Origin of the sequence: Microcoleus sp. AR_TQ3_B6, assembly GCF_036702785.1 — a bacterium.
GTDB lineage: Bacteria > Cyanobacteriota > Cyanobacteriia > Cyanobacteriales > Microcoleaceae > Microcoleus.
Window position 1 is genome coordinate 1 of sequence record NZ_JAUBVJ010000214.1, and the last position, 2,405, is coordinate 2,405.

Below are 2,405 nucleotides of genomic sequence, written 5' to 3' on the forward strand. Positions count from 1 at the left end.
GGAGTGCTGTTGAGAATGCCGCTGACTGTGTTGCCGCTAACTGAGGTGAGAACCGGGTAATTTTGCAGGTTGTTGCTACCTGTATCGGTATCGCCCAAATCGTTGGGAGTGACACCATTATTACCGATTAAGTCAATTCCTAATCCTTCGTTGTTAACAATGCTATTGCCTTGAATCGTGTAGCCGGAAGCTCCAATAATTTCAATGCCACTACCCTTATTGTTAGCAATGATATTCCTGTCTCCGGCTGTAGTTCCACCAATGACATTATTATTATTTGCATTATTTGCATCTAGATCGAGGATCAGAATGCCATCGCCCCCGTTCCCTAAAGGCATTGTACCCGTGAAATCAGTCCCGATGAAGTTGCCAGCAATTTTGGTGTTTGTTGCTGATGTTTTCACAACAAATATGCCTGCAAAATATTCGTTGCCAGAGATGACGTTGTGGGAGATAATATTACCTGTTAGGGGGATGAAATTAGGAAAAGTGCTTCCAATGTTTTGGATTCTGATCCCAGATACAGTGTTGCCTACAGCAGTCGTACCGCTAATATCAGTGCCAATGTAGTTGTCTTGGATGGTATTGTTGTTAGTCTGTACCAAAATGCCGTTACCTGAACCTCCTCTTTTTCCAAATCCGTTAATAACCAATCCTTGAATGGTACTGCCACTGGAATCTTCGGCGCCACCAAAAGGACTCTTGCCTAACTCTAAACCATTAATATTAAGCCAAATTTGCCCTAGATATGCAAAACTGCCATTGAGTTCAATTAGGGGTTTGTTAGTATATCCAATTTGAGATTTGCCATCGATTATAACTGGGCTGGTGATGACAGGTAAGGCATCGAAAATGGTAATGCTATGAGGCCCTGGGCCGGGAATGTCAAAGTTAATGGTGTCTAATCCGGGATTATAATTAGCTTTTTCGATCGCATCTCTCAGAGAATCTGTACCGCTATCATTGGTATTGGTAACGGTATAGGTAGCCAAAACAGACGCATAATTTTGCATCGCGTTTGACTCGAATGCTAGGGGCGATTTAATGTTGCCGATTTTTTCTTCTAGTTCCCAGTTGCCACCTAATTTTGCACTCCCAGTGAGATACTTAGATGCGGCGATATTTGCACCAGTGAGGGATGCAATGCGGTGGAGGAATTCGACACCATCTACGGCTGGTCGATCGAGTCCGCCGTTCGTTTCAACCCCCGTCTCATAGCAAAAGTCCTCTAAAGAGGACTGTTTAATGAAATTGTTTTTAGTCGGTTTCAACCGACTTTCGCTTTGAGACAGGGAATTTATTCCCAGGCGGACTTTCTGACAAGCGCGGGATGCTGCTGCTACGTTGCAGCCGTAAATCAGGATGTCTGCATCAATTGTTAAAGCGCGCCGCCATTGCTGCAATTGCTGCCTATAAGCTTCTAGATTATCGACAGACAGTCGGGTTTTACCGAGTTGCAAGCTTCCCGGTTCGCCGTGGGAAACTAGATGAATGCTTTCAATATTAGTGCGATTCGCTAACACTTCGCTAATTTGTTCGACTCCATCTCTGTGCGAGTCGATAACTATTGCTTCTACTCCCAATTTCACTCCATCTAGGAGATTTTGATAGTCTGCTACTGCCGCATCGATAAATACTATTTTACTGGGGTTATTGGGGATCTCGCTCTTTTCCCCAAAACTCCCATTGCCCGCGTTGATTTGATTCGCAAGTACGCGCGGCGAAGCTATCCCGTAGAAAATCGCACCTGCTGATAAAACTGGTATCATGGCTGTGTACCCTATTTCCTAAAGTTAACAATTTTTCATCTATTCAGGACGAGCACACCGGAACTCAAAAAAACCAGTTTATTTGACGGTATAAATACCTCAAATTGTGAATTTTATGAGAGCAACTCGGTTTGTTTGCAGGTCTTAAATTTATTGATTCAGACTCTATTGTTTGTGGCTTTGTTTTTTAGCCGCCGAAACAGATTATTTGACAAAATGTTGTTGAAACTCAACTATAGCCAGCCGACTTAAGTAACCCAAAAATCTTAATAAAAATACATATTTTCGACTCCTGCTAATCGGGGCCAGTCCGCTGGCTTGATATATTTTCCCACTCACTGATTGTGCCGATCGCGCTGGCGATCGAATTTAGCTAAAAATGCAGCGGAAACATCAGCCAGAATGCTAATTATCCGATACAAAGCCACCGCACTCAGAATAATACCCGTAGAAAAGCGATCGGACAGCAGGGCGATCGCCGTTGCTTCAAATACTCCCATTCCCCGGTGCACCAGGCACAACTAAACCGACAACAGGTGGATATTACTTTGCCGAAGGCAGATATTATGAAAATCCGCCAGAAAGTAGGGATGGTTTTTCAGCATTTCCACTTGTTTCCGCACATGACTGTGCTGC

At 43.8% G+C, this 2,405-nt stretch carries 2 protein-coding genes; both read right to left on the reverse strand.

What is annotated here, in order from left to right; translation table 11 throughout:
• Positions 1 to 1,769 (reverse strand): DUF4347 domain-containing protein (locus QUB56_RS36720; RefSeq protein WP_332961273.1); only part of this gene is annotated, 1,769 nt, incomplete at its 3' end.
• A 335-nt stretch (positions 1,770 to 2,104) separates the two neighbouring features.
• Positions 2,105 to 2,269 (reverse strand): hypothetical protein, encoded by a 165-nt coding sequence (locus QUB56_RS36725; RefSeq protein WP_445243452.1) that lies wholly within the window; start codon positions 2,267 to 2,269, stop codon positions 2,105 to 2,107.
• Positions 2,270 to 2,405: the final 136 nt, after the last annotated feature.

Excerpts from the sequence above, each read along its gene's own strand:
- QUB56_RS36725 (WP_445243452.1), bottom strand. The coding sequence starts at position 2,269 with ATGGGAGTATTTGAAGCAACGGCGATCGCCCTGCTGTCCGATCGCTTT.